The organism is Kitasatospora sp. NPDC057512, assembly GCF_042802135.1.
Taxonomy (GTDB): domain Bacteria; phylum Actinomycetota; class Actinomycetes; order Streptomycetales; family Streptomycetaceae; genus Kitasatospora.
Map to the genome: position 1 here is coordinate 1 of NZ_JBHVET010000928.1, position 2,778 is coordinate 2,778.

The 2,778-nt window shown below is 73.5% G+C and carries 1 protein-coding gene; it reads left to right on the forward strand.

The window, feature by feature from the left end:
• Positions 1 to 2,750 (forward strand): translation initiation factor IF-2 (infB, locus tag ACFU6K_RS35860; protein ID WP_380670348.1); only part of this gene is annotated, 2,750 nt, incomplete at its 5' end.
• Positions 2,751 to 2,778 lie beyond the last annotated feature (28 nt).

Sequence of the window (2,778 nt, forward strand, 5' to 3'; positions counted from 1 at the left end):
CTCCGGGCCCGCGCCCGGCCGCGCGTCCCGCCGCTCCGGCGGCTCCGGCCGCGCCCGCGGCCGAGTTCTCCTCGCCGGCTCCGGCCGAGGCCCCGCGCCCCGCCGCCCAGGCCCCGCGCCCGAGTGGTGGCCAGGCCGCCGGCGGTGCCCGCCCGGGCCCGCGTCCGGCCGGTCCGCGTCCGGGCAACAACCCGTTCACCTCGGGTAGCGCCACCGGCATGGGCCGCCCCGGCGACCGCCGTCAGGGTGGTCAGGGCGGTGCTCCGCGTCCGGGTGGTGCCCAGGGTGGCGACCGTCCGCGTCCGGGCGGCGACCGTCCGCGTCCCGCCGGTGCCCCGGGTGCCGGTGCGCCGCGTCCCGGTGGCGACCGTCCGCGTCCCGCCGGCGCTCCGGGTGCCGGTGCGCCGCGTCCCGGTGGTGCTCCGCGTCCGGGTGCTCCGGGTGCCGGTGCCCCCCGTCCGGGTGGTGCCCCGCGTCCCGACGGCATGCCGCGTCCGGCCGGTCCGCGCCCCGGCGCCCCGAGCCCGTCCGGCATGCCGCGCCCGAACCCGGGCATGATGCCGCAGCGTCCGGCCGGCCCGCGTCCGGGTCCGGGTGGCCGTGGTCCGGGTGGCCCCGGCGGCCGTCCGGGTGGTCCGGGTGCCGGTGGCGCCCGTCCGGGCTTCCAGGGCCGTCCGGCCGGTCCGGGCTCGCGTCCGGCCGGTGGCGGTGGCTTCGGCGGTCCGCGTCCGGGTGGCGGCGCCCCCGGTGGTGGCGGCGGCTTCGGCCCCCGTCCCGGCGGCTTCGGCGGTCGTCCCGGTGGCCCGGGTGCCCGTGGTGGCACGCAGGGTGCCTTCGGTCGTGGCCCGGGCGGTCGCCCGGCTCGCGGTCGCAAGTCGAAGCGGGCGAAGCGCCAGGAGTACGAGGCCATGCAGGCCCCGTCCGTCGGCGGTGTGATGCTGCCTCGCGGCAACGGCCAGACCGTTCGCCTGTCGAGCGGCGCCTCGCTGATGGACTTCGCGGAGAAGATCAACGCCAACCCGGCCGCGCTCGTCTCCGTCATGTTCAACCTCGGTGAGATGGTCACCGCGACCCAGTCGGTCTCCGACGCGACCCTCGAGCTGCTGGCCGGCGAGATGGGCTTCCAGCTGGAGATCGTCAGCCGGGACGACGAGGACCGCGAGCTGCTGGAGTCGTTCGACATCGACTTCGGTGCCAACGAGGGCGACGAGGACCAGCTGGCCCCGCGCCCGCCGGTCGTCACCGTCATGGGTCACGTCGACCACGGTAAGACCCGCCTGCTGGACGCCATCCGCAAGTCCAACGTGGTGGCCGGCGAGGCCGGTGGCATCACCCAGCACATCGGTGCCTACCAGGTGGCGACGATGGTGAACGGCGAAGAGCGCCCGATCACCTTCCTCGACACCCCGGGTCACGAGGCGTTCTCCGCCATGCGTGCCCGTGGTGCCAAGTCCACCGACATCGCGATCCTGGTGGTCGCGGCCAACGACGGTGTCATGCCGCAGACGGTCGAGGCGCTGAACCACGCCAAGGCCGCGGGTGTGCCGATCGTGGTCGCCGTCAACAAGATCGACGTCGAGGGCGCCGACCCGACCAAGGTCCGCGGCCAGCTGACCGAGTTCGGTCTGGTGGCCGAGGAGTACGGCGGCGACACCATGTTCGTCGACATCTCCGCGCGCCAGGGCCTGAACATCGACCAGCTGCTGGAGGCCGTGGTCCTGACCGCGGACGCCTCGCTGGACCTGCGGGCCAACCCGGAGCAGGACGCGCAGGGTATTGCGATCGAAGCCCACCTGGACAAGGGCCGCGGCGCCATGGCGACCGTCCTGGTCCAGCGCGGTACCCTCCGCGTCGGTGACTCGATCGTCGTGGGCGACGCCTACGGCCGCGTCCGCGCCATGCTGGACGAGAACGGCAACAACCTCGCCGAGGCGGGCCCGTCCCGTCCGGTGCTGCTGCTCGGTCTGACCTCGGTGCCCCGCGCCGGCGACAGCTTCATCGTCGTCGACGAGGACCGCACCGCCCGTCAGATCGCCGAGAAGCGCTCGGCCCGCGACCGCAACGCCGCCTTCGCGCAGCGTCGGGTCCGGGTGTCCCTGGAGGACCTGGACAAGGCCATCGCCGCCGGCTCCATCGAGCAGCTCAACCTCATCATCAAGGGTGACGTCTCCGGTTCGGTCGAGGCCCTCGAGGACGCCCTCGTCAAGCTGGACGTGGGCGAGGAGGTCGAGCTCCGGGTCCTGCACCGCGGTGTGGGTGCCATCACCGAGTCCGACGTGGACCTGGCGATGGGCTCGGACGCCATCATCATCGGCTTCAACGTGCGCGCCGAAGGCCGTGCCCGTGCGGCGGCCGACAAGGAAGGCGTGGACGTCCGGTACTACTCGGTCATCTACCAGGCGATCGAGGAGATCGAGAACGCCCTCAAGGGCATGCTCAAGCCGGAGTACGAGGAGGTGCGCCTCGGCGCCGCGGAGATCCGCGAGGTCTTCCGCTCCTCCAAGTTCGGCAACATCGCCGGTGTCCTGGTCCGCGACGGCATCATCCGCCGCAACGCCAAGGCCCGCCTCATCCGCGACGGCAAGGTCGTGGCGGAGAGCCTCACCATCGAGGGTCTGCGCCGCTTCAAGGACGACGCGACCGAGGTCCGCGAGGGCTTCGAGGCCGGTGTCACCCTGGGGTCGTTCAACGACATCAAGGTCGAGGACATCATCGAGACCTACGAGATGCGCGAGAAGCCGCGCGCCTAGTCGGTGTCAGCCGGGGCCGGTCGACGGG